This is a genomic window from Mesorhizobium sp. M0910, from assembly GCF_040319465.1.
In the GTDB taxonomy this organism is placed as follows: Bacteria; Pseudomonadota; Alphaproteobacteria; order Rhizobiales; family Rhizobiaceae; genus Mesorhizobium.
The window spans coordinates 270,728-294,720 of the sequence record NZ_JAMYNZ010000005.1 but is presented as its reverse complement, the minus strand read 5'-3'; the positions used below and the strand labels follow the sequence as shown (position 1 = coordinate 294,720).

The 23,993-nt window shown below is 63.3% G+C and carries 20 protein-coding genes; 11 read left to right on the top strand and 9 right to left on the bottom strand.

Annotated elements, in window-relative coordinates; translation table 11 throughout:
- Positions 1-12: 12 nt before the first annotated feature.
- Genes lpxA through lpxB form a run of 3 tightly spaced genes read left to right on the top strand, consistent with a single transcriptional unit; the run spans position 13 to position 2,914 of the window.
- The gene (gene lpxA / locus NKH78_RS15155; protein WP_352736541.1) at positions 13-846 is read left to right on the top strand and encodes an acyl-ACP--UDP-N-acetylglucosamine O-acyltransferase; all 834 of its coding nucleotides are present in this window, start codon (positions 13-15) and stop codon (positions 844-846) included.
- A gap of 6 nt (positions 847-852) precedes the next feature.
- Complete coding sequence (locus NKH78_RS15150; protein WP_502899806.1) at positions 853-1,755, top strand: LpxI family protein; 903 nt, start codon at positions 853-855, stop codon at positions 1,753-1,755.
- Complete coding sequence (lpxB, locus tag NKH78_RS15145; protein WP_352883180.1) at positions 1,745-2,914, top strand: lipid-A-disaccharide synthase; 1,170 nt, start codon at positions 1,745-1,747, stop codon at positions 2,912-2,914. The genes NKH78_RS15150 and lpxB overlap by 11 nt, the downstream gene beginning before the upstream one ends.
- 91 nt (positions 2,915-3,005) lie before the next feature.
- Here the strand turns inward: lpxB and gltA are convergent, their stop codons facing one another.
- On the bottom strand, positions 3,006-4,334 hold the full coding sequence (gene gltA, locus NKH78_RS15140) for a citrate synthase (RefSeq protein WP_254817305.1): 1,329 nt from the start codon (positions 4,332-4,334) through the stop codon (positions 3,006-3,008).
- 179 nt (positions 4,335-4,513) lie between these two features.
- Complete coding sequence (gltX, locus tag NKH78_RS15135) at positions 4,514-5,935, bottom strand: glutamate--tRNA ligase (RefSeq protein ID WP_352705976.1); 1,422 nt, start codon at positions 5,933-5,935, stop codon at positions 4,514-4,516.
- A gap of 96 nt (positions 5,936-6,031) precedes the next feature.
- Here gltX and NKH78_RS15130 point away from each other — a divergent pair, with 96 nt between their 5' ends.
- Positions 6,032-8,497 (top strand): ComEC/Rec2 family competence protein, encoded by a 2,466-nt coding sequence (locus NKH78_RS15130; protein ID WP_352705973.1) that lies wholly within the window; start codon positions 6,032-6,034, stop codon positions 8,495-8,497.
- Here NKH78_RS15130 and lexA read toward each other — a convergent pair.
- Positions 8,491-9,225, bottom strand: coding sequence for a transcriptional repressor LexA (lexA, locus tag NKH78_RS15125; protein WP_023674949.1), 735 nt, complete (start codon positions 9,223-9,225; stop codon positions 8,491-8,493). The two genes, NKH78_RS15130 and lexA, sit on opposite strands and share 7 nt — an antisense overlap.
- Positions 9,226-9,673: 448 nt before the next feature.
- Between lexA and kynU the strand changes: the two genes are divergently transcribed.
- Complete coding sequence (gene kynU / locus NKH78_RS15120; protein WP_352883177.1) at positions 9,674-11,074, top strand: kynureninase; 1,401 nt, start codon at positions 9,674-9,676, stop codon at positions 11,072-11,074.
- On the top strand, positions 11,017-11,847 hold the full coding sequence (locus NKH78_RS15115) for a hormone-sensitive lipase (RefSeq protein ID WP_352688332.1): 831 nt from the start codon (positions 11,017-11,019) through the stop codon (positions 11,845-11,847). The genes kynU and NKH78_RS15115 overlap by 58 nt, the downstream gene beginning before the upstream one ends.
- Before the next feature lie 7 nt (positions 11,848-11,854).
- Here the strand turns inward: NKH78_RS15115 and NKH78_RS15110 are convergent, their stop codons facing one another.
- From NKH78_RS15110 to NKH78_RS15090, 5 genes are read right to left on the bottom strand one after another with little or no spacing between them, the layout of a single operon-like run.
- Positions 11,855-13,060 carry a molybdopterin molybdotransferase MoeA gene (locus tag NKH78_RS15110; RefSeq protein ID WP_352736536.1) on the bottom strand — a complete coding sequence of 402 codons (1,206 nt, stop codon included), beginning with the start codon at positions 13,058-13,060 and terminating at the stop codon, positions 11,855-11,857.
- Positions 13,060-13,560 carry a cyclic pyranopterin monophosphate synthase MoaC gene (gene moaC / locus NKH78_RS15105; RefSeq protein ID WP_352688336.1) on the bottom strand — a complete coding sequence of 167 codons (501 nt, stop codon included), beginning with the start codon at positions 13,558-13,560 and terminating at the stop codon, positions 13,060-13,062. Before moaC ends, NKH78_RS15110 begins: the two co-directional genes overlap by 1 nt.
- A gap of 2 nt (positions 13,561-13,562) precedes the next feature.
- Complete coding sequence (gene trpC / locus NKH78_RS15100; protein ID WP_352736534.1) at positions 13,563-14,375, bottom strand: indole-3-glycerol phosphate synthase TrpC; 813 nt, start codon at positions 14,373-14,375, stop codon at positions 13,563-13,565.
- Positions 14,376-14,379: 4 nt separating this feature from the next.
- On the bottom strand, positions 14,380-15,390 hold the full coding sequence (gene trpD / locus NKH78_RS15095; RefSeq protein WP_352736532.1) for an anthranilate phosphoribosyltransferase: 1,011 nt from the start codon (positions 15,388-15,390) through the stop codon (positions 14,380-14,382).
- Positions 15,387-17,279: a peptidyl-prolyl cis-trans isomerase gene (locus NKH78_RS15090; protein WP_352507309.1), complete on the bottom strand. Its 1,893-nt coding sequence runs from the start codon at positions 17,277-17,279 to the stop codon at positions 15,387-15,389. The genes trpD and NKH78_RS15090 overlap by 4 nt, the downstream gene beginning before the upstream one ends.
- 141 nt (positions 17,280-17,420) lie before the next feature.
- Here NKH78_RS15090 and tpiA point away from each other — a divergent pair, with 141 nt between their 5' ends.
- The 5 genes from tpiA (at position 17,421) to NKH78_RS15065 (ending at position 22,451) form a co-directional block, all read left to right on the top strand.
- Positions 17,421-18,188 (top strand): triose-phosphate isomerase, encoded by a 768-nt coding sequence (gene tpiA / locus NKH78_RS15085; RefSeq protein ID WP_352507308.1) that lies wholly within the window; start codon positions 17,421-17,423, stop codon positions 18,186-18,188.
- Positions 18,189-18,350: 162 nt separating this feature from the next.
- Positions 18,351-18,803 carry a preprotein translocase subunit SecG gene (gene secG / locus NKH78_RS15080; protein WP_254817294.1) on the top strand — a complete coding sequence of 151 codons (453 nt, stop codon included), beginning with the start codon at positions 18,351-18,353 and terminating at the stop codon, positions 18,801-18,803.
- Positions 18,804-19,002: 199 nt separating this feature from the next.
- Positions 19,003-20,124 (top strand): L,D-transpeptidase, encoded by a 1,122-nt coding sequence (locus NKH78_RS15075; RefSeq protein WP_352751707.1) that lies wholly within the window; start codon positions 19,003-19,005, stop codon positions 20,122-20,124.
- A 147-nt stretch (positions 20,125-20,271) separates the two neighbouring features.
- Entirely contained in the window at positions 20,272-21,900 is a 1,629-nt protein-coding gene (pyrG, locus tag NKH78_RS15070) for a CTP synthase (RefSeq protein ID WP_254817292.1), read from the top strand.
- A gap of 11 nt (positions 21,901-21,911) precedes the next feature.
- Positions 21,912-22,451: a DUF1697 domain-containing protein gene (locus tag NKH78_RS15065; RefSeq protein WP_352736528.1), complete on the top strand. Its 540-nt coding sequence runs from the start codon at positions 21,912-21,914 to the stop codon at positions 22,449-22,451.
- Positions 22,452-22,480: 29 nt separating this feature from the next.
- Here NKH78_RS15065 and NKH78_RS15060 read toward each other — a convergent pair whose 3' ends face one another.
- Positions 22,481-23,938 (bottom strand): NCS1 family nucleobase:cation symporter-1, encoded by a 1,458-nt coding sequence (locus NKH78_RS15060; RefSeq protein ID WP_352736527.1) that lies wholly within the window; start codon positions 23,936-23,938, stop codon positions 22,481-22,483.
- Positions 23,939-23,993 lie beyond the last annotated feature (55 nt).

Here is a 23,993-nt window from a genome sequence, read left to right as displayed (position 1 = left end):
AAACGAATGCTAATGAAAATCCAGACAGTCATCCATCCATCGTCGGTCATCGAGGCAGGCGCCCAAATCGGCGAAGGCGCCCGCATCGGGCCCTTCTGTCACGTCGGCCCCGAGGCCGTGATCGGCGACCGCGTCGAACTGGTCAGCCATGTCTCGGTGATTGGCGCGACCACCATCTGTGCATCGACCAAGGTCTATCCGATGGCGATACTGGGCGGACCACCGCAGAACACCAAGCACAAGGGCGGCCGTACCACGCTGGTGATCGGCGAGAACTGCACGATTCGCGAAGGCGTCACCATGCATGTCGGCACCGATTCCAGCCGCGGCGAGACGACGATCGGCGACAACGGCAATTTCCTTGCCTATGCCCACATTGCCCATGACTGCGTGGTCGGCAAGAACGCCACCTTCGCCAATCAAGCGACGTTAGGCGGGCATTGCGAAGTCGGTGATAATGTCTACATCGGCGGCCTTACCGCGGTTCATCAGTTTGTCCGCATCGGCGATAACGCCTTTCTCGGCGGCTGCTCGGCGATCGTCGGCGACGTCATTCCCTACGCCATCGCCGTTGGCAACCGTGCCAGCCTTCGCGGCCTCAACATCATTGGGCTGAAGCGCGCCGGCCTGCCACGTTCGGAGATCCATTTGCTGCGCAAAGCCTATAAGACGATCTTCGATCGCTCCCGGACCGTCGGCGAAAACATCGAATTCGCCAAGGCGGAGTTCGCCTCGTCGCCGACTGCCATGAAGATCGTCGATTTCATCGCCGGTCGCGGCAAGCGGCACTATGCCGTGCCGTCGCTCAAGGGTGGCGACGGCGACGATACCGATGATGAAGACTGAGAGCAGATGACGAAGATTGAGGCTGCCGGAAAGGGCCTTGATCTCGCGCCAGATGCCAAGGTCGGCATCATCGCCGGCGGCGGCAGCCTCCCGGTCGAAATTGCCCGAGCGCTCGCCCGGCAAGGCAAATTGCCCTTCATCGTGATGGCGGCGGGCGAGGTCGATCGCATAGCCGATTTCGAGCCATATGAGCAGGTGGTCTTGAGGCTGGAAGACGTCGGCTCGCTGTTGCCGATCCTCAAGCGGCATCACGTTACGCATCTGGTGACCGCGGGTCATATCACGCGCCGCCCCAGGCTGAGCGCCATGCGCCTCAATTTGGGCCTGCTCGCCTGGCTGCCCAGCCTCTTCGTCGGTGTAACTCGGGGAGACGATACGGTGCTGAAATTGTTCGTGCGCAGGATCGAGCGCAGCGGCATCAAAGTCGTCGGCGCTCACGAGATCGTGCCGGAACTGGTCGCCGCCGAAGGCCTGCTGACCAAGGCGGCGCCACGCAAAGCCGACTGGCGCGACATCGAGGCGGCGCACGCGGCGGCAAAAGCCATCGGCGCGCTGGATATCGGCCAAGCGGCTGTTGCGGTCGGCGGCCGCGCCATTGCGCTGGAAGGCGTCGAAGGGACTGACGGGCTGCTCGAGCGGACAAGGGAGTTGCGCGGGCACGGCAGGCTGGCGGGCCGGACGCGCGGTGTCCTGGTCAAATGCGCCAAGCCCGGTCAGGAACTGCGTGCCGATCTGCCCTCCATTGGCCCGCTGACTGTCGAGGCGGCGCATGCCGCCGGACTGGCCGGCATTGCCGTAGAAGCCGGCCGCTCGCTGGTGCTCGAAGGTCCCGCCACCATCGGGCGTGCCAATGCGCTCGGCCTGTTCGTGATCGGGCTGCCTGCTGCGGAGCCGGCGCATGGCGAATGAGCGGCCGTTGAAGATAGCCATCGTCGCCGGCGAGGAGTCCGGTGACCTGCTTGGCGCCGATCTTGTGCAGGCGTTAAAGCGCATGACCGGGCGCGACGTTCGGCTTGTCGGCATCGGCGGCCGCCATTTGCAGGCACTCGGCCTGGCGCCATTGTTCGACGGCAGCGAGATCGCGCTGATGGGGCTTAGCGCTATCCTGCGCGACCTGCCGCGCCTGATGCGGCGGATCGGCCAGACGGCAAACGCGATTGCCGGTGAAAAGCCCGATTGCCTTATCACCATCGACAGTCCGGATTTCTCGCTACGCGTCGCCAAAAAGGTGCGTGCGGCCGATCCGACTATCCCGATCGTCCACTATGTCTGCCCGAGCGTGTGGGCTTGGCGGCCGGGCAGGGCGGCGGCGATGAAACCGTATGTCGATCACATTCTTTGCATTCTGCCGTTCGAGGTGAAGGAACTCGCTCGCCTGGGCGGGCCGCCCGGGACCTATGTCGGGCATCGCCTTGCACACGATCCGGGCATAGTCAGTGCCGCCAGGGCGCAGGCGCAGCCGCGTGACTTGTCCGCAGATCACGTCAAAACGTTGCTCGTATTGCCCGGTTCGCGTCGCGGCGAGGTGCGACGCCTGGTCGGGCCGTTCGGCGAGACGGTGTCGATCCTGCGGGCGCGCGGGCACCGCTTGCGCCTGCTGTTGCCGACGGTCCCGCACGTCGCCGATCTGGTCAGGACCTCGGTTGCGAGCTGGGACGAGAAGCCGGAGATCATCCTTGATGCCGAACGCAAATGGCAGGCCTTCGGCAAGGCGGATGCGGCGCTGATCGCGTCGGGGACGGTATCGCTGGAACTTGCACTGGCAAGTGTGCCGATGATCTCCTGCTACCGGCTCGATCCGGTCATGCGCATGGCGCAGCCGCTGATCAAAGTATGGAGCGCAGCCTTGCCCAATCTCATTGCCGACCGGCCGATTGTGCCGGAACACTACAATCAATATGTGCGGCCGCATTATCTGGCGCGGCAACTGGAAGCGCTGTTCTCCGATACCGCTTACCGCACCTGGCAGAAGCACGGTTTTGCCGACATTGCCGGGCGTGTGGCAACCGCCAAGCCGTCAGGCGAGATTGCTGCGGGGCTGGTGATGGGTATGGTGAGGAAGTGGTGAATAGTGAATAGCGAGTAGGAAATGGTGCTGGCGGTAACGGCCAAGCTGCTTCAGCTACTACTCGCTACTCGCTACTCGCTACTCGCTATCTTCACCGCTTCGCGATCGGCACGTAATCCCGTTCCGGCGCGCCGGTATAGAGCTGGCGCGGGCGACCGATCTTCTGGTGCGGATCCTCGATCATCTCCTTCCACTGCGCGATCCAGCCGACGGTGCGGGCGACCGCGAACAGTACGGTGAACATAGTGGTGGGGAAGCCCAGCGCCTTAAGGGTGATGCCGGAATAGAAATCGACGTTGGGGTAGAGCTTCTTCTCGATGAAATAGGAATCGGTCAGCGCGATCTTTTCCAACTCCATGGCGATGTCGAGCAGCGGATCGTCCTTGATGCCGAGCTCGCCCAGGACTTCGTGCGCGGTTTTCTGCATGATCTTGGCACGCGGATCGTAGTTCTTGTAAACGCGGTGGCCAAAGCCCATCAATCGGAACGGATCGTTCTTATCCTTGGCGCGCGCAATGAATTCCGGGATGTGATCGACATGGCCGATCTCGCCCAGCATGTTCAGCGCTGCCTCGTTGGCGCCGCCATGTGCGGGACCCCACAGGCAGGCGATGCCGGCAGCGATACAGGCAAAGGGATTGGCGCCCGACGAGCCGGCCAGGCGGACGGTCGAAGTCGAGGCGTTCTGTTCGTGATCGGCGTGCAGGATGAAGATGCGCTCCATCGCGCGCGCCAGCACCGGATTGATCTTGTATTCCTCGCAAGGCACGGCGAAGCACATATGCAGGAAGTTGGCTGCGAAATTCAGCTCGTTCTTCGGATAAATGAACGGCTGGCCGATGTGGTATTTGTACGCCATCGCCGCGATTGTCGGCATCTTGGCGATCAGCCGCATTGAGGCGACCATGCGTTGATACGGATCCGAGATGTCGGTGGAATCGTGATAGAAGGCCGACAGCGCGCCGACCACGCCGCACATCACCGCCATCGGATGCGCATCACGGCGGAAGCCGGTGAAAAAGCGCGACATCTGCTCATGTACCATGGTGTGGCGCGTCACCCGGTAGTCGAAATCGTCCTTCTGCGCCTTGGTCGGTAATTCACCATAGAGCAAGAGATAGCAGACTTCGAGGAAGTCGCCGTGCTCGGCCAGTTGGTCGATCGGGTAGCCGCGGTGCAAAAGAATGCCGGCATCGCCATCGATGAAGGTGATTTCCGATTCGCAGCTCGCCGTCGACGTAAAGCCGGGATCATAGGTAAAGACGCCGGCGGTATTGTAGAGCGAACCGATGTCGATGACGTCAGGTCCTACCGAACCACTTCGGATCTTGAATTCATGGGTTTTGCCGCCGAGCTCCAGCTTTGCCGTCGATGCCTGGGTTTTGCCGCCAAATTCCATTTTCGTCGCAGGTTCGGTCATAGCAAACTCCTTTTTGTTTCCTCAGGCCGGCAAAGGCAAAATATCTGAACCCAACACGTCAAAAGCATCGGAATATGCACATTTGCGCCCGCAATTGTATCTGCGCGCCAGATTAGGCCAAGGCCCAATGTTGCACTGCGAAACACACCTTTCAATGCCAATCTTCTTGGGCCAGTTCGCTAATCGATTTGATCAGCGATCCGCGCCAGGCTTTCCTCGCGGCCCAGCACGGCAAGCACATCAAAGACACCTGGCGAGGTACTTTTGCCGGTGAGCGCGGCGCGCAAAGGTTGGGCCACGGCGCCGAGTTTATGGCCGCCGGCCTGCGCGTAGTCGCGGATCGCGACTTCAGCCGAGGCGGCAGACCAGTCCGAAACCGTGGCCAGTGCCGCATGAGCGCCTCGCAGGATCGCGCGCGCCTCACCGCTGAGCAGCGCCGCCGCCTTCTCGTCGACCGGCAGCGGCCGCTCGACGAACAGGAATGCAGCCCCTTCAACAAGTTCGACCAGCGTCTTGGCGCGCTCCTTCAGGCCGGGCAAAGCGGCAAGCAGTTGCGCCTTGCGTCTGTCGTCGAGGCGGGCGGCGATTGCCGGGCCGCCTTCGAGATAGGGCAGAGTGGCGATGAAGGTGTCGAGCAGCGCCGCGTCGTTCATCCGGCGCATATGCACGCCGTTGAGCGCCTCGAGTTTGGCGAAGTCGAAACGGGCGGCGCCCTTGTTGACATCGCCAATGTCGAACCATGCGATCATGTCGGCAATCGACATGATCTCATCGTCGCCGTGGCTCCAGCCAAGCCTCGCCAGATAGTTGAGCAGCGCCTCCGGCAGGTAGCCCATGGCGCGATAGGCCTCGACGCCAAGCGCACCGTGCCGCTTCGACAGCTTGGCGCCGTCGGCACCGTGGATCAGCGGGATATGCGACATCGACGGCACCTCCCAGCCCATGGCCTGGTAGATTACGGTCTGGCGTGCGGCGTTGGTCAAATGATCGTCGCCGCGGATGATGTGGGTGATGCCCATGTCGTGATCGTCGACGACGACGGCATGCATGTAGGTCGGATTGCCGTCCGAGCGCAGAATAATGAAATCGTCGAGATCCTTGTTGGGAAAACGCACGTCGCCCTGGACGCGGTCATGCACCACCGTCTCGCCGTCTGTCGGCGCCTTGATGCGGATCGCCCCCTTGGCGCCGGGCGGCGCCTCCGACGGGTCGCGGTCGCGCCAGCGTCCGTCATAGCGGGGAGGCAGCCCCTTGGCCCGTGCGCTCTCGCGCATTGCTTCCAGCTCGGCAGGCGTCGCATAACAATAATAGGCCTTGCCCATGCGAACGAGCTCCTCGGCCACCTCGCGATGGCGCGGCGCACGCTCGAACTGCGACACCGGCTCACCGTCCCATGTCAGGCCAAGCCAGGAAAGCCCGTCGAGAATGGCTGCGGTTGCCGCATCGGTGGAGCGCTCGCGGTCGGTGTCTTCGATGCGCAGCAGCATCGTGCCGCCTGTGTGCTTGGCATACAGCCAGTTGAACAGCGCCGTGCGCGCGCCGCCAATATGCAGATAACCGGTGGGCGAGGGGGCAAAACGGGTGACGACCTTATCGGGCATGGAACTCTCAGGCGGGCCAAGGAAGTGGGTTTGCGGACTTTCGCGCGTTGCGCGTTCATGTAGCATAGGAGGTCGAGGGCGCAAGAGGCAGACCCGATGGCTGTGCGAGGCCGTGGTGCGGGCGAGGGCGAGGACGCTGGTAGCGGCGTCAGCGAACGCTTGCTGTTTGCCGCTCCCCCGCCTGCCCTGCCGGTATCGGCATTGCTGCCCGCTCCGCGCTTCGATGCTCCGTCGCTGCCGGCCAGCGACCCAGCAACGGTTCCGGTGCCTGCGTCCGAGCCCATCGTGCGCCTACGCCGGCGTTTCCGCCTCCCGTCACCATCCCGCATCCGCAACAGCGTAACCTCGGCAGCCGGCCTGGAACTCGACCGTGGCGTCGCCTTCCTGCTGGTGCCGGTGTTCCTCGCATGCGGGGTGGTCGTATATTTCGCGCTGTCGGTGGAGCCGGCCTTTCCGCAGCCGATCGCAATCGTGCTCCTCGCGGCCCTTTGTGCCGTCATCTCGCGGTCATGGCCCAGGACCCGCCTGTGCTTCATGGTGGCGCTGCTCTGCGCGCTTGGCGTGCTTGCCGCCAAGTTCGAGACCTGGCGTGTCGGGACGCATATGCTCGGTTCCGAAATCTCGACGCGGCTGACGGGTCGTGTCGTATCGTACGAGCCCATGGCGAGCGGCCGCATCAGACTGACAATCGATGTGATCTCAACCGCCAGGCCGACGCTGCGCTACATGCCGGAACGGGTCCGCATTTCGGCGATGAAGATACCGGCTGAGCTGGCCGCTGGTTCCGAGATCACCGGCTATGTGCGGCTGCTGCCGCCGACCGGCCCGGTGCGGCCCGACAGCTATGATTTCTCCTTCGACAGCTATTTCGCCGGTATCGGCGGCAGCGGCTTCTTTCTCGGCAATCCGAAAGTCGTGGCTTCGGGCAGCATGCCGCTTGCCGCGCGGCTTTCTTCCGCGATCGAAGACGCGCGCGAATCCATCGCCGACCATATCCGCAGCCGCATCGGCGGCGCCGAGGGCGAGATTGCTGCTGCGCTGATCGTTGGCGTGCGCGCCGGCATTCCCGAGGAGATCAACGAAGCGATGCGGCGTACAGGCATCTACCACATCATCTCCATCTCGGGGCTGCATATGGCGTTGGTCGCCGGCACCATCATGGCGCTGCTACGCGGCGCCTTTGCGCTGTTTCCCGACTTCTCATCGCGACGGCCGGTCAAGAAATATGCCGCAGCCGCCGCGCTTTTTTCGATTGCGGCCTACCTCGTCTTTTCCGGCATTGTGGTAGCGGCCGAACGCAGCTTCATCATGCTGGCGGTGATGCTTATCGCCGTGCTGTTCGACCGGGCCGCGCTCACCATGCGCAACCTGGCGATCTCGGCCATCGCGGTCATCGTGGTGTCGCCGCACGAGGTGGTCGGTCCGAGCTTCCAGATGTCCTTCGCCGCGACGGCGGCCCTTGTCGGCGCCTATGCCGGCTGGTCCGACTACCGCGCCGGCAGGGCCACCACGCCGCCGCCGCGGCGGTCGCCGCTACGCCTCGCCACGCGAAAGGTCCTGCTGGGCATGGGCGGCCTGGCGATGACCTCGATCATTGCAGGGAGCGCCACGGCGCTTTTCGCCATATGGCATTTCCAGCGCGTGGCGCCGCTCAGCCTGTTCGCCAATCTGGCCATCATGCCCATCGTCTCACTGGTCGTCATGCCCTTCGCCGTCCTCAGTGCGCTGGCGATGCCGTTCGGCGCGGATGGGCCTTTCCTATACGTGATGGGCAAAGGGCTGACGGCGATGATCGCCCTGTCCGGGTGGATCTCCGAGCGCTCGCCGATCGATGCGGTCGGACTGATTTCGCTGAGATCTGTCCTTTTGGTGACGATCGCCCTCGTCATTGCCAGCATGGCGACGACCTGGTTGCGGCTCGCGGCACTTCCTTTTGCGCTCGCCGGCTTGCTAACGACAACGCAGACGCGCGTACCCGACGTATTGATCTCGGAGGACGCACGGCTGGTCGCGCTGCCGATCGGCAGCGGTGAGCTCGCCGTCAACCGGGCACGCCCGAATGAGTTCACGATCGACAACTGGAAACGCGCGCTCACATCAGAGGCTATCGTCGCGCCGGAAACACCTGGAAAGAACGATCCGCAATTCGACATTGCCGATCCGGCCGACCTACCGCCGGGCATGCCGTTCATTTGCACGGACGGTCTCTGCCTCGCCAGGCATCCATCCGGCGCGATCATTGCGCAAGCCAAGGACCGCGATACCGCACGGCCAGCCTGCGCCTTCGCCAGCTTGATCGTCATCGACGACGCCACCGCCCATAATCCCTGCTACTACGACCGGCTGGTCCTCGTCGTCACCAAACGGCAACTGGCGCGCGCGGGAAGTGCGGCCGTCTATTTCGATCCACAAGCGGCAACACGCGCCGAAATCCGCTTCGCCGTCGAAAAATCATACCGGCCCTGGCACGTGCAGCGGAAATTTTCACGCGCGGCGCGCGGCCTGCCGCCATACCGCAGAGCCGACAATCCAAAAGCCGGCACCAAGGGCGCAACTCAGTAGCGGCGGATCAGCCCAACGAGCTTGCCCTGCACCTTGACCCTGTCTGGTCCGAAGATGCGCGTCTCGTAGGCCGGATTGGCGGCCTCCAGGGCGATCGAGGCGCCCTTGCGGCGGAACCGCTTCAGCGTCGCTTCCTCCTCGTCGACCAAGGCCACCACGATCTCACCGGGGCTCGCCGTATCGGCGTTGCGGATGATCACCGTGTCGCCGTCGAAAATGCCAGCCTCGATCATCGAATCGCCTTTGACCTCGAGCGCATAATGCTCGCCGCCCATGATCATATCCGGCGGCACCGAAATCGAATGCGTCTGGTGCTGGATAGCATCGATCGGCACACCGGCGGCGATGCGGCCCATTACCGGGATCGAAACGGCGGCGACGACATCGTCGTCATTGCCGGCTGCAGGGACGCGCGACGATGTGGGCTTGCCCTGCCGAGGGGCACCTTGCCCAAGACTGCCCTGGATGACACTCGGCGAGAACTTGCGTGCCGCATTGAGGCCGGGGGCGATCGAGTCAGGCAGGCGTAGTACCTCCAGCGCACGGGCCCGGTTGGGCAAACGGCGAATGAAGCCGCGCTCCTCCAGCGCCGTAATCAGTCGGTGGATTCCGGATTTGGAAGCCAGGTCGAGCGCTTCCTTCATCTCGTCGAAGGAAGGTGGGATACCGCTTTCCTTCAACCTTTCGTGGATGAACATAAGCAGTTCGTGTTGTTTGCGTGTCAGCATAGCGACCCCCAACAGAATCAGAAAACAAACCCAGAACAGACACTATCTGTTCCAGTTGTGTTCCGCAACTGTTTAAAGTTTAATGAATGCGTTAAGGCTCGGGAAACAAACGACGTCCCCTACCGGCGTACCGTATTTTCACCGCCGCGAGCCTCATCCCCTTGATTCTGCTTTCGTTTGCGCCGTTCTGGCCTCCTTGAAGGCGGCACTGGCATCGGCCGTCGGTCGGCAAAGGGCACGGAATTGAACCCGTATCGACTGTGCGGTTTGGTCAATGCACCGTGAACGAAACGAACTCAAAACGCCAACCTCGGGCTAACTCCAGGTTTCCACCGCCTGGTCAGGCTGCTTCTCGCCGGTGGAGCCTTGCTACGCGCTACCCGGTAATGGAAGAACAGTTGATGCGTGTCCGGCGTTGCGTTGGATTTTTTGAGGGAGCAGGCAAATCATGACGGGAATTCCCGATCTCGTGGCCGTAAAGGCGATGGATGCCGCGGATCCGCTGCGCGCGATGCGCGACCGCTTTGTGTTGCCGCAAGGAGTGATCTATCTCGACGGCAATTCGCTAGGAGCTGCTTCACGTGCCGCCTTCGATGAATTGCGCAAGGCCGCGACCGAAGAATGGTCGCATGATCTCATCCGCGCATGGAACACGGCCCGCTGGTTCAACATGCCGCTTGAACTTGGCGACCAGCTCGGGCGCCTGATCGGTGCCGCGGTCGGCCAGACGGTGGTCTGCGACACGACGTCGGTCAACATCTACAAGCTGCTGCACGCGGCCATGGCCATGCGACCGGAGCGGCAGGCCATCGTCGCCGAGGGCGATAGTTTTCCGACAGACCTCTACATGGCTGAGGGTGTGGTTTCGACGCGAAAAGATGCGCTGCTGCGCCTCTCGGGGGTCGACGCGCCGACCATCGAGGAGCTGATCGACGATCGCACCGCCGTGGTGCTGGTCAATCACGTCAACTACAAATCGGGCGAACTGCGCGACATGCCGGCTCTGACGCGCAGGGCCCAGGAAGCCGGGGCGATGATCGTCTGGGATCTCTGCCACACCGCTGGCGCGATGCCAGTCGAGCTCGACAAAGCAAACGCCGATTTTGCCGTTGGCTGCACCTATAAATATCTGAATGGCGGCCCGGGCGCGCCTGCCTTCATCTATGCGGCTGAGCGGCATCTTTCCGACATCCAGCAGCCGCTCACCGGCTGGTGGGGCCATGCACGACCCTTCGCCTTCGAGCCAGGCTATGCGGCCGGCACCGGCATCCGCCGGTTTCTGTGCGGCACCCAGCCGATCCTTTCGATGCGCACGCTGAAGGGCGCGCTCGACATCTGGGACGATGTCGACATGACTGCGGTGCGCAAGAAGAGCATCGCACTGGCCGATCTGTTCATCGAGCTTGTCGAGGCAAAGTGCGGCACTTACGGCCTCACGCTCGAAAGCACGCGCGATGGGGAAAAACGCGGCAGCCAGATTTCATTCATGCATGAGCATGGCTACCAGATCATGCGCGCGCTGATCGAACGTGGTGTGATCGGCGATTTTCGCGCGCCATCGACCATGCGCTTCGGCTTCACCCCGCTCTATGTCGGCTATGCCGATGTCTGGCAGGCCGTCGAAGTGCTTGAGGACATCCTGCGCACCGGTGCGTGGAAGGATGCGCGCTTCGCCATCAAGGCGGCTGTCACTGAGATTGATGCGAGAGCTGGAATCGTGAGGCTGGCGATGATGCGCCGCGCGATGCTCGCGGCTAGGTTGCAAGGCCATATTGCCAGGGAGGGCGCAGGGTGTTCGAACGTCATATTGCCGATTGGGACAACGCCTATGCCAACGGCGCCAACATAGCCGGCAGCGATCGCTGGCCGGCGGCCTGGGTCGAGCCCGCGCAGGTTTTCCGCGAGGCGCTTTCGACCGAGGGCAGGGCGCGGCTCGACCTGGCCTATGGCGATAACCCACGCAACCGGTTCGATCTTTTCCTGCCGGCCACCAAGCCGAAGGGGGTCGTGGTGTTCGTCCATGGCGGCTACTGGATGGCATTCGACAAGAGTTTCTGGTCACATCTTGCCGCGGGCGCTGTTGATCGCGGCTATGCAGTTGCCATGCCGTCCTACACGCTCTGTCCGCAGATACGCATTGGCAGCATCGTCAAGGAAGTCGGCGCGGCGATAGGCAAGGCGGCGGCGATGGTCGCAGGGCCGCTGATGCTGACCGGGCACTCGGCCGGCGGCCATCTTGTTAGCCGGATGGTTACCAGGACAACGCCGCTGGCGCCCGAAGTGGTCCGGCGCGTTCGTCACGTGGTGTCGATCTCGGGGGTGCATGATTTGCGCCCGATCATGCGCACCGGCATGAACGAGACGCTGGCGATCGATGAGGCCGAGGCGCAGGCCGAAAGTCCGGTGCTGCTGCGCCCGATGGAAAAGGCCCGCCTGACCTGCTGGGCCGGCGGCGGCGAGCGCGCCGAATTCCTGCGCCAGAGCGCGTTGCTGGCCAACATCTGGATCGGCCTGGGTGCCGCGACCAGCTCCGTGGTCGAGCCCGACCGGCATCATTTCAACATCATCGACGGTTTGGCCGATCCAGACCATCCGCTGACCCGGACCTTGACCTCGGAGTGAGGCAGGTTCAGCGTAGCATCAGCACGTCGCAGGGGGAGCCCGCCGCCGCAGCAGGCGCGAACGGCGCGCGGACGATCAGCCCGTTGGCATCGGCCAGCATTTTCAGCATCGAGGAGTCCTGGATGCCGAACGGCGTCGCCACGAGCGCACCGGCGTCGTCTGTGACAACAGCCCGCACATAATCTTGCCTGAGATCGTTGGCCGGCATGGCAGCACCGAGCCGTGCCCGACGGATATCCCGCTGAAAGGCGCGGCCGCCGAGCCGCGCCAGCAGCGGCTTCAGGAAGAGCTGAGCGCAGACCAGGCTCGCCACGGGGTTGCCGGGCAGGCCGATGCAGCGAATGTCGCCCAGCCGCCCGAACATCAGCGGCTTGCCCGGTCGCATGGCGATCTTCCAGAAATCGAGCGTCATGCCTTGCCCGGTCAGCACGTCATGGACGAAGTCGTGGTCGCCGACCGAGGCACCGCCCAGCGTGACGATGACGTTCGCGCCAGCCTTCACGGCCTTTTCAACCAATGCCGCGATCGCCTCCCTGCGGTCCGGCGCGATACCGAGGTCGAGCGCCCGCGCACCGACCGACTGTGCGGCGGCAGCGACACCATAGGCGTTAGAGGAGATGATCTGGTCGGGGCCAAGCTCGCTGCCCGGCGGCAGCAATTCGTCGCCGGTGGCGATGATGGCGACCAGCGGCCGTTTGACCACGCCGACCTCGGGGTGATTGGCCGATGCCGCCAGCGACAAGGCGGCCGAATCGAGCAGGCGGCCTTTGGGCAGCAGGACATCGCCCTTGGCGAAATCGAGCCCAAGGCGGCGGATGTTGCGCCCCTGCACCGTCGGCTCTGTCACTTCGACGCTGCCGCCGCCGAGGTCGCGGACGTTCTCCTGGATGACGATAGTGTCGGTGCCTTCGGGAAGCGGCGCGCCGGTAAAGATGCGCACGGCCTGCCGCTGCTGCACCGTTCCGGCAAAGCCGCGTCCGGCCGGCGCTATGCCGATCACCGAAAGCCTTGCGGGTAGGGACGCGATGTCAGCCGCCCGCACGGCATAGCCGTCCATGGCGGAGGCGTTGAACGGCGGCTGGGTGCGGAGCGCCACAACCGGCTCCGCCAGCACGCGGTCGGCGGCATCCAGCAGCGCGACACGTTCGCCCGGCAGTGCAACTGCTCCGTCCAGCAGGCGCTCGAGCGCCTCGGCAACTGGGACCAGCGCCATTAGCGGCCTGCCTCGGTGGCCCCGGTGATCTTGTAGTCGCCGGATTTACCGCCGGTCTTTTCAACCAGCCTGATGCCGGAGATGACCATGGCGCGGTCGATCGCCTTGGCCATGTCGTAGATGGTCAGGCAAGCGACCGAGACGGCACTCAAGGCCTCCATTTCAACGCCGGTCTTGCCAGTGACGCGGGTCAAAGCCGTCACCTTCAGGCCGGGCAGTGCGGCGTCCGGCTCGATATCGACAGATATCCTGGTCAGCAGCAGCGGATGGCAAAGCGGGATCAGTTCATGCGTCTTCTTGGCCGCCATGATGCCGGCAATGCGGGCGGTGCCCAGCACATCGCCTTTCTTGGCATCGCCGGCGAGGATCATGCCCAATGTCTCGGGCCGCATCGCGACAAAACCTTCCGCGACTGCCGTGCGCACCGTCTCAGCCTTGCCGCCGACATCGACCATGTTGGCTTCGCCCTGCGCGCCAAGATGGGTGAGGGCGGCCGCCATCCTCAGATCGCCTCTGCCGGCGTCTTGCCCGTCAACAGCAGGCGCGTTGCCGCGGCCACGTCCTGTTGACGCATCAGGCTCTCGCCGACCAGGAAAGTAGCGATGCCGCTCCGCTCCAGCCGGCGGCAATCGTCATGCGAAAAGATTCCGCTCTCACTGACTAGAAGGCGGCCGCCCGGCACCATCGCTACCAGCCGTTCCGAGGTCTCGAGGCTGGTTTCGAAGGTCCGGAGATTGCGGTTGTTGATGCCGATCAGCCGCGACGACAGCCGCAGCGCACGTTCCATTTCCGCCTCATCATGCACTTCGACCAGCGCGTCCATGCCGAGCCCGAAAGCTGTCGCTTCGAGTTCTCTTGCCAACGCGTCGTCGACGCTGGCCATAATGATCAGGATGGCATCGGCGCCCCATGCCCTGGCCTCGTAGACCTGATAGGGGTCGAACAGGAAATCCTTGCGTAAGGTAGGCAACTCGACGGCAGCGCGCGCAGCGGTGAGGAATTCGGGCGCGCCTTGGAAAGAGGGTGTGTCGGTCAGCACCGAAAGGCAGGCGGCACCGGCTTTCGCATAGGCCCTGGCCAGCGCCGGCGGATCGAAATCGGCGCGGATCAGGCCTTTGGATGGGCTAGCTTTCTTGATTTCGGCAATCAGCGCAAACCCGCCGGATTTGCGCGTTGCTTCAAGGGCGGAAAGAAATCCGCGCGGCGCGTCGGCATCCGTCGCCCGTGCCTTGATCTCGGCCAATGGCACGCGTGCCTTGGCCGCCGCGATCTCGTCGCGCTTGTAAGCCTCGATCTTGCGCAGGATGTCGGACATGGTTTTAACCGTTCGAAATCTCGACCAGCCTGTCGAGCACTTTCAGCGCGCGGCCGCTGTCGATGGCCTGCGCCGCCGTTACCATGCCGTCGGCAAGCGTCGTCGCCTTGCCGGCTACCACCAGCCCGGCGCCGGCATTCATCAGCACCGTATCGCGAAAGGCGCCAGCGGCGCCGCCCAGCATGTCGCGCAGTGCCTGGGCGTTGTGGGCGGCGTCGCCGCCGCGCAACTCGTCCTTGGTGTGACGCGTCAGCCCGACTGCTTCCGGGGTCAGCACCAAGCTGCGTATCTCGCCGCCGGCCAATTCGGCGACCTGCGTTTCGCCGGTGGTGGTGATCTCGTCATAGCCGTCGCCATGGACGACCCAGGCGTGGTCGGCGCCAAGCTCCTTCAACGTTTCTGCCACCGGCATGATCCATTCGGGCAGGAACACGCCGACCATCTGCCGTCTGACACTGGCCGGATTGGAAAGCGGGCCCAGCAGATTGAAGATGGTGCGGGTGCCGAGCTCGACCCGGGTCGGGCCGACATGCTTCATCGCCGGGTGATGCGCCGGCGCGAACATGAAGCCAACGCCGGCCTCGTGAATGCAGCGGCCGATCGTCTCCGGAGGGATGTCGATCTTGACGCCCAATGCGATCAGCACATCGGCGGCGCCGGTCAGCGAGGACAGTCCGCGATTGCCGTGCTTGGCGACGGGCACGCCGCTGCCGGCGATGACGAAGGCGGATGCGGTCGAAATGTTGACGCTGTGCGAATTGTCGCCGCCGGTGCCGACAATGTCGATGGCGCCCTCGGGGGCTTCGACGCGCAGCATCTTGGCGCGCATGGTGGCGACGGCGCCGGCGATCTCGCTGACGGTCTCGCCGCGCACGCGCAATGCCATCAGGAAGCCGCCTATCTGGCCCGGAGTAGCATCGCCCGACATGATAATGTCGAAGGCCTCGCGCGCCTCCTCGAAAGAAAGAGCGCTGCCGGCGGCGACCTTGGCGATGTGGATCTTCAGTGCGCTCATCTGGCCAGGGCTTGGGTTACGGCCGTCTGATCGATGCGGACGTCATATTGCGTCTGCAACTGCGCTACCAACTGGTCGAGCAGGTCGTCGGACATGCCGGATGTGAAGGATTTCTGTGCGTCCTGGGGTACTGAGCTGGCGTCGGCCCCGGCGGGCTCGAATACCTCGGCAACCTTGAACAAGATCTGTCCGTCGCCGGTGGGCGAGGGGATCAGCCCGGTGCCGCCTTCGCCGACGCCGAACATCGCGGCGGCCCCTTCCTTGCCGAAATCGACGTCGTCAGCATCGCGCTTGACGCCGCGCTTGGTCTGTTTTTCGAGCTTGAGCTCACCGGCGATCACCTCGAGCGTCGCGCCGGCCTTGAGACGCTTCTCGAGCTCTTGCGCTTTTGCGGTGAGCCGTTTGGTGGTCTCCGCCGCGGTCCAGTCGGCCACGACCTTCTGGCGGACTTCGTCCAATGTGCGGTCACGGGCCGGCGTGATCGCGCTCACGTCGTAGAAGACGAAGCCGTTATCGGCGGTGGTGAGACCTTCATTGTCGGTTCCGGGTTCGGATTCGAACACCGCCTTGATGAGCGCCGGCGATTCCGGCAGGTCTTTGACGATGCTTCCATCCGGCCGTTGGCCGGTGCGGTCGATGGCGTCGATGGTGACGACCTTCAGCTTCAATTTGGCGGCTGCCTCGGCGAGCGAACTGCCCGAGGCGCGCGTATCCTCGTAATTGTCGTGCACGTCCAGCAAGATGCGGCTTGCCTCGCCCAGTGCCAGGTCCTTGCGTATCTGCTCGGATACTTCGGCCAGCGGCTTCACCACTTCCGGCTTGATCTCGGTGACGCGCAGCAGAACGGGACCAAATGCGCCTTGTACGACCGGGCTGACCTCATTGACGTTGAGCTTGAAGACGGCGTCGGCGACCGCCTTGTCGGCGATCTTGTCCTTGGCCAGCGTGCCGAGCAGCGTGTCGGCCGGGGTCTTGCCCTCGGCGGCGACGATCTTGTCGAAAGTCGCGCCGGTCCTGAGCGAATCGAGCGCCGCCTTTGCGGCATCAGGCGTCTTGAATACAAGCTGCTCGATGGTGCGCATCTCCGGCGTGGTGTAGCGCGCCTTGTTCTTGTTGTAGTCGTCGCTGACCTGTTGGTCGGTCACCGCGCTCAAATCCATGATGTCTTCCGGCTCGAGCCTGACATAGGAGAACTTGCGGTATTCGGGCGCGGCGTAGGTTTTCTTGTTGTCCTCGAAATAGGCCGAAAGCACGCTGTCGGACGGCGCTTCTATCGGCTCGACAAGCGATTTCGGCAAGGTCAGGTAGTCGATGGTGCGATCTTCGCCGCGATAGAGCGCGACCGCCTTGAAGAATGTATCAGGGGCCTTGAGGCCGTCCGAAACCGCCTCGACGATCTGCTGGCGGACCGCGACCTGGGCGCGGTTCTTCAAATAGTCTTCCGGCCGCATGCCGATCTGCCGAAGCAGGTACTCGAACGTTCTCCTGTCGAAGGTTCCGGCAGGCCCTTTGAACGCCGGGTCTTCACGCGTCAGTTCGGCGAGCCGGTCCTTGGACAGGCCGAGGCCGAGCTTGCGGGCCTGCTCGTCGAGGACGGCACCCGATACGAGTTGCGCCAGCACCTGGTTGTCGATGCCGAGCGCCGTCGCCTGCTCACGGCTGATGCGCTGGCCGAATTGCTGCGACATGACGCTGAGCTGGCGATCGTAGGCGAGGCGGTATTCGTTGATAGAGACCTTGGTGACTCCGGCCGTGATCACGGCGTCATGGCCGGCAAGACCGCCCATCAGCCGTCCCGAGATACCCCAGACGGCGAAGCTCAACACCAACAATGACAGCAGCAGTTTCGCGACCCAGGTCCCCGCCGCACTTCTCAACATACCAAGCATGAGTACTTCCGATTTTTGCGCATTTCGCATGCGCCGAGTCTGAAACAAGCGCAATAGCGCCCTTCCTGCTCACTGTCGATTGCTTTGTGGCCTGATTTTGATAGTGAGGGCCAGCTGGAAATTGCCCGGAGAAACAATCCCATGACGCCTGGAATCCGCCCGCTCGTCGCCGGCAACTGGAAAATGAACGGTACCAGCGCCTCGCTCAACGAGCTCAGGATGATCGGCAACGGCTTCATGAGCGGGCTCGACGCCGAGACCGAAGCGGTGCTCTGCGTGCCGGCGACCTTACTTGCGCACGCCGCCGAGATTCTGTCGCGCACACCGGTGCGGGCCGGCGGAGAGGATTGCCACACCGAGGAAAGCGGCGCCTATACCGGCTGCATTTCGGCCGAGATGCTGAAGGATGCAGGAGCCAGCCATGTCATTGTCGGCCATTCCGAATGCCGCGCCGATCGCAAGGAGGACGATGCCTTAGTGCAGGCCAAGGCCTCCGCCGCATGGCGTGCCGGGCTGGTGGCCATCATCTGCATTGGTGAGACAAGAGCCGAACGCGAAGCAGGAGCCACGCTCGACGTGCTGTCGCGCCAGGTCGCTGGCTCGGTCCCGCCAAACGCCACGGCTTCCAACACCGTCATTGCCTATGAGCCGGTATGGGCGATCGGCACCGGCTTGACCCCGACCGCCGCCGACGTCGCCGAGGCACATGCGCATATCCGCGAAGAACTGGCCCGGAAGCTCGGCAATACGGCGGCCAAGATGCGCATTCTCTACGGCGGCTCGGTCAAGCCGTCCAACGCCGTCGAGTTGCTAGGCGTCAGGAATGTCGATGGCGCGCTGGTCGGCGGCGCCAGCCTAAAGGCGGCGGACTTCCTCGGCATCGCGGAAGCCTATCGAAACATCGCTTGATACAAGGCTGCTTGCTGCATTTGAGCGGACGGCCGGCGCCGAAATCGTTGCAAAGGACGCATTGCTTCCCATATTCCGGCCACGGGCTTGGAAATGCCGTCAAAGCATTGTATTGAGCCGCCTCCAAATCAGCGGCCGCACCAGGCCTTGCCAGGATAAATTATGGAAACCGTACTGATCGTCGTCCACCTCATGGTCGTGCTCGCGCTTGTCGGCGTGGTGCTGCTGCAGCGCTCCGAAGGCGGCGGCCTCGGCATCGGCGGCGGATCGGGCTTCATGACCGCGCGTGGCGCCGCCAATGCGCTGACGCGGGCGACGGCGATCCTGGCCGCAGCTTTCTTCGTCACTTCGCTGACACTGTCGATCGTAGCGCGCTATGGCGAGAAGCCGATCGACATTCTCGATCGCGTGCCGGCGACCTCGGACGGGGCAGGCAAGGGCGTACTCAACCAATTGCCCGGAACCACGACGCCGACGCCGCCTTCGGGCACCACGGCGCCGACCCCGCCGTCCGGCAATGGCGCGGCAACGACGCCGCCGGCAACCGCTCCGGCGACGCCGCCAGCGACAAACGGCGCCACCGCGCCGGCCACGCCGCAGGTCCCCAACCAGTAATCGGGCATCTTATGCCGCGATCTGTTGTCGTTTGAACACAGTCGCGGCAAATGCCGCACGATCACGAAGATTCGACCGCACCGCGCGCTTGAGGCGCTTCCGGCTAATCGATTATAGGTTGCACGCGGCATTCTCGGCGTCCTTGGGGGGCGCCGGGCGATGCCGTGGGCAACAAGCATTGAACGATCGGATCTTCCCCATGCAGCTTCGCAGCTTCATTTTTGCCGGCCTTTGTGCCGTGCTCAGCCTAGGTGCGCCCGCTTACGCGGCCATGCCGACGGCAAACTCGGCCCATAAAGCCGCAGCAACAACCGACGTCGTCAACGTCGCTGCCAAAAGCGATGCGGCGCAATTGAAGCTTCTCAAGAAGAAGAAAGATCCGACGCCGGACGACCTTGCGCAGATCCGCAAGATCGAAGCCAAGATCGCAGCCGACAAGGAAGCCGCTCGCGCCAAAGCACTCGAAGCCAGGAAGCTGGCGATGCGGGAGGCGGCGAAAGCCAAAGCCGATGCGGAACGGCAGGCATTCCTTGCCAAGAAGAGCCAGCCGCTCGCGGCGGCGAAGGTGGCTGACGCTACGCCAGCCAAGAAGAAGACCCTCAACATCATCGAACCGATTGCACCCATTGCGCCGATCCAGTCGGCCGAGCCGATCCCGGCCGAGGCCATGAACGTTGCCCTGACCGGCAACAATGGCGAGTTGCGCAGCGAACCGGTGGGGCAGAAGCCGCAGAGCGTCGGGCTGTTCGCGGGACTGTTCGGCGGCACAACTTCGTCGTCAATGTCGCTGCTTCCGGAAACACGCGCGCTCGACGCCGCACTCGAAAGGAAGCAGGCCAAGCGGCAGTTCAAGGTCAAGCCGGAATTCGTGCCGCAGGAGGTCGAATTCACTGGCTACAACCCGGGCACCATCGTCATCGATACCAGCGCTCGCCGTCTCTACCTCGTCGAATCATCGTCAACCGCCCGCCGTTATGCCATCGCGGTCGGCCGGGAAGGCCTGCAGTTCAAGGGTACGGTTGCCGTCGGCGACAAGCAGGAATGGCCGCGCTGGATTCCGACGCTGGATATGCAAAAGCGCGAACCCAAGCACTATGGCCAATACAAGGACGGTATGCCCGGCGGCGGCGACAATCCGCTCGGTGCGCGCGCCATCTATCTTTACGACGGCAAGAAGGATACCCACCTGCGCATTCACGGCACCATCGCGCCGCAGTCGATCGGAACCAGCGCCTCCAATGGCTGCTTCCGCATGATCAACGAGCACGTCATGGACCTTTACCGCCGGGTGAAAGTAGGCACCAAAGTCGTCATCATCTGACGCTTTGACAGATCGTGCCAAAAGGGCCGGCCTCGCCGGCCCTTTTGTTTTGATACGCCAACGACCAGAGCGCCTTCTTGGGAAAAAGCCTTCGCGGCGGTTTTTTCTCTGGCGGAATCAATTCGGCCGCGTTAAGCGATGACTCCCATGGCGCGATATGTATTCATCACAGGCGGCGTGGTTTCCTCACTTGGAAAAGGCATTGCTGCGGCGGCCCTTGGGGCTCTCTTGCAGGCGCGGGGCTATCGCGCACGCATCAAAAAGCTCGATCCTTATCTCAATGTCGATCCCGGCACGATGTCGCCCTATCAGCACGGCGAAGTCTTTGTGACCGATGACGGGGCCGAGACCGATCTCGATCTTGGCCATTATGAGCGCTTCACCGGCCGCTCGGCCAACCAGCAAGACAACATCACCACCGGCCGCATCTATAAGAACATCATCGAGCGCGAGCGGCGCGGCGACTATCTCGGCGCCACCGTGCAGGTCATTCCGCACGTCACCGACGAGATCAAGAACTTCGTCCTCAACGGCAATGACGATTACGATTTCGTGCTGTGCGAGATCGGCGGCACCGTCGGCGACATCGAAGCGATGCCGTTCCTGGAGGCGATCCGCCAGCTCGGCAACGACCTGCCGCGCAACAACGCCGTCTACGTCCACCTGACCTTAATGCCTTACATTCCGACGGCAGGCGAACTGAAGACCAAGCCGACGCAGCATTCGGTCAAGGAGTTGCGCGGCATCGGCATTGCACCCGACATACTGCTGGTCCGCGCCGACCGGCCGATCCCCAAGGAAGAGCGCAGAAAGCTGTCGCTGTTCTGCAATGTCCGCGAAAGCGCCGTCATCCAGGCGCTCGACGTCCCGCACATCTACGACGTGCCGATGGCCTATCACAATGAAGGGCTCGACTCGGAAGTGCTGGCCGCCTTCGGCATCGATCCGGCGCCGAAGCCGCGCATGGAACGCTGGCAAGCGGTGTCCAACCGCATCCACAATCCGGAAGGCGAAGTGACCATTGCCGTCGTCGGCAAATATACAGGCCTCAAGGACGCCTACAAATCGCTGATCGAGGCGCTGTCGCATGGCGGCCTCGCCAACCGGGTGAAGGTCAAGCTCGACTGGATCGAAAGCGAGATATTCGAGAAGGAAGACCCGGCGCCGTGGCTGGAGAAGGTCCATGGCATTCTCGTCCCCGGCGGTTTTGGCGAGCGCGGCTCGGAGGGTAAGATCCTGGCGGCGAAGTTCGCGCGCGAGCGCAAGGTGCCGTATTTCGGCATCTGCTTCGGCATGCAGATGGCCTGCATCGAGGCGGCGCGTTCGCTGGCCGGCGTCGAGCACGCATCATCGACCGAGTTCGGCCCGACCGAGGAGCCGGTCGTCGGCTTGATGACCGAATGGCTGAAGGGCAACATGCTGGAAAAGCGCAGGGAAACCGGCGACCTTGGCGGGACCATGCGGCTCGGTGCCTACCAGGCCGACCTCGCCAAGGGATCGAAGATCGCTGAGATCTATGGCGATACCCAGATTTCCGAACGCCATCGTCACCGCTACGAGGTCAATGTCGACTACAAGGAGCGGCTCGAGAATTGCGGCCTGGTGTTTGCCGGCATGTCGCCGGACGGCGTGCTGCCGGAAACGGTCGAATATCCAGACCACCCCTGGTTCATCGGCGTGCAGTACCATCCCGAGCTGAAAAGCCGGCCGCTCGATCCACACCCGCTGTTTGCCAGCTTCATCGAGGCGGCGGTAGAGCAGTCGCGTCTGGTCTAGACTAGCCGCCCATGCAAACTTACGTCGCGCTGCTCTACAGCGTTGTTCTGGGCGAGGGGCGGCGGGTCGCCATGTCCGATCTGAAGGCGATGGCCGAAGACCTGGGCCTGAATAACCCGCGCACGCTGGTGGCGACCGGCAATCTTGTTTTCGAGGCGCAAGAAACAGAACTTGCGGCGTTGGAGCAGCGGCTGGAGGCGGCGTTTGCAAAGACTTTCGGCCGCCACGTCGACATCGTCGTGCGCCGCGCCGACGGCTGGCTGAGGCTGGCGGCCGGCAATCCGTTCCCAGCCGAATCGGCTGAGGCCGCGGACCAGGTGGCGGTGCGCGTGATGCGGGCGCCCGTTCGCGACGAGGCCGCCGCGGCGCTTGAGGCCTATGCCGGCGAGGGCGAGAAGCTGCGGATTGTCGGCGGCGACATCTGGATCGTCTTTTCGCGCGAGACGCCGAGTTCGCGGCTGCTTGCAGCGGTCAGTCAGAAACGCCTGGGCATCGGCACCTCGCGCAACTGGAACACCGTACGCCGCCTGGCCGAGATGGTCGCAGAATGAACGGGGCGGCTTGCGCCGCCCCGAATCGCTCAAGCCTTGGCTATCCTGGCTCCGGCACCGAGTGCCATCGTGCGCAGCACGTAATAGATGACGCCGGCAATTGCCACGCCGAAGAACCAGCCATAGACGCCCCACCATGACGGCAGCAGACTGGTGAAGTTGGGCAGGATCGAGGAGAAGACCGCGCCGATGCCGGCGGCGATGAAGGCATTGACATGCCAGCCGCCCTGGAAGCGGAATTCGCCATTCTCCCTGTAGAGCGCCTCGACGTCGACCTCGCCCTTCCGGATCAGGTAATAGTCGACCATCATCACGCCGAAGATCGGCCCCATCGTCGCGCCAATGATGTTGACGAAGGAGGCAGCACTGCCTTCCCAGGGCGCGAAAGGATAAAGCACAAGTGCTATCAACGCCGCGATGTAACCGCCCTTCTTGAAGTCGATCTGGCGTGGAAAGACGTTGGAGAAGTCGAAGGCCGGCGACACGAAGTTCGCCACCACATTGATGCCGAGCGTCGCCACCGCAAAAGTCAGCGCTGCGAGCGCCGCCAGGAACCAGCTGTCGAACTTCGCCGAGATCTGGTCGGGATGCAGCAGCACTTCGCCATAAACGTCGAAGGCGGCGATCGTGGTGACGCCGGCGACAAGCGAGAACAGGATGAGATTGACCGGCAGGCCCCAGATGTTTCCCTTGCGCAGCGATGCCTTGTCCGGCGCATAGCGGGCGAAATCGCAGAAGTTGAGATAGAGCGCAGAGAAATAGGTCACCCAGATAGCCGCCACCGCAAACAGCGAGGTCCAGGAGCCCGGCGTGCCCGGCACGCCCGCGTCCTTCGTCTTTTCCAGCAGCACATCCATCGGGATGTCGCTGGTGAAGGCGAAGGTGCCTGCCTTGATGCAAAGATAGACGGCCAGGATCAACATCATCACCCACACCGCCGGTCCGGCCCAATCCTGGAAGCGGCGCACCGTTTCCATGCCCTTCTGGATGATCAGGAGCTGCAGCGCCCAGATGACGGCGAAGCAGATCACCTCGAGCCCGGAGTGGCCGAGGAAATGTGTGCTCTGGTTGAAGTCGGCGAACCATTGCGAGCGGATCAGCAGAGCTACGATCGCGCCTGAGGCAGCCGCCGTCTGCGCGCCGTACCAAAAGCAGGCGACTACGGCGCGCACCAGCGCCGGTACGTTGGCGCCCCAGATGCCGAAGGAGGCACGCGCCAGGACAGGGTAGGGCACCCCGGTCTTCACGCCGGCATAGCCGACCATGTTCATCAATGCATAGATGATCAGCGAACCGATACCGATGGCGATGATGAAGTTGACGAAGCCGCCGCAAAACAGGAACAGACTGGCCGCCAGATAGTAGCCCCACAGGCTGTGGACATCCGACGTCCAGACGTTGAAGATCGAGAACGGTCCCCAGTTTCGAACCTTTGCCGGGGCGAGATCGTCATTGTACAGGTCCGGTGATGCACCTTGTATGGTCATTGCTATGTCCTCCCCTTGTTATGGCACGCGCCTCCACGCATGGCAGCAGGTTAAG